This is a genomic window from Blautia sp. CAG:257 (genome assembly GCF_000433815.1).
In the GTDB taxonomy this organism is placed as follows: Bacteria; Bacillota; Clostridia; order Lachnospirales; family Lachnospiraceae; genus Blautia_A; species Blautia_A caecimuris.
In genome coordinates this window covers 1-886 of sequence record NZ_HF999072.1, presented here as the reverse complement: position 1 = coordinate 886, position 886 = coordinate 1, and the positions used below count along the sequence as shown (strand labels likewise).

At 44.2% G+C, this 886-nt stretch carries 1 protein-coding gene; it reads right to left on the bottom strand.

Annotated elements, in window-relative coordinates:
* On the bottom strand, positions 1–803 hold an 803-nt coding region (gene whiA, locus QVP40_RS09210; protein WP_288200437.1), incomplete at its 3' end, for a DNA-binding protein WhiA.
* Positions 804–886: the final 83 nt, after the last annotated feature.

The following is an 886-nucleotide window of genomic DNA, read 5'->3' as shown; positions in this document are numbered from 1 at the left end:
AGCTCGGCGATTTCGGCAAGACCTTCATTGAGGCTTTGAAAGCCAACCCTGCGCTCAATAAGCCGGATGTCCTCGATCTGCTTCACTGCTGCACTGACCGTTTTATTAATATTTGCTGTTTCACAGTTTACTTTTCGATTAACAGAATTCCGCATTTCTTTCAGTATCCGGATGTTCTCCAGATTCATCAGAGCAACATTTGCTTCCATAACTGCCAGAATATCTACAATCTGTGCGCCTTCTTTCACATAGACCACATATGATTTTTTACGCAGTACAATCTTGGCATCAATCTGAAAGCTGCGAATGAGCTCCTGCAGCTGTTCTGCCTTTTGCTGATCCGAACATACAATCTCAAAATGATATCCCTTTTCAGGATCACTGATTGAACCGGACGCCAGAAAAGCCCCGCGAATAAACGCCCGCTTACAGCAGCTTTGCTGTGTGACCAGGGTATTATCTGAACAGAGCGCCTCTCCGTCTTCCCTGCTTACAGAAAGTTTCGTTCCCTGAAGAATGTTCTGTATCTTCTCCGTGTCCTTTATCTCCACAAAATAGACATTTCCCTTCTTCATCTGACGACTTTCGCGGACAATTATTTCAGTATCTATATTAAATGTTTTTTGCAATAATGTAAAGCCTTTTCTTACGACTGCCGCATTTTCCGTCTGCAGTCTCAGACTTCCATCAGATGTGATTCTGCCGCAGGCGCTTAAAAGAGCTGCTGTCTCTGCAATTCTGCAGTGTCTGGCAGAACTGATCTGTCTGGAAAGTTCTTCTTTCACCTTCCCCGAAAAAGACAATTCCCCGTTCTCCTGTCTGCTTATTTTTCCGCCTCTTACTATTTCTTCAGAAGAGCATCTTTCCCAATATCCCTGTGCTCCAG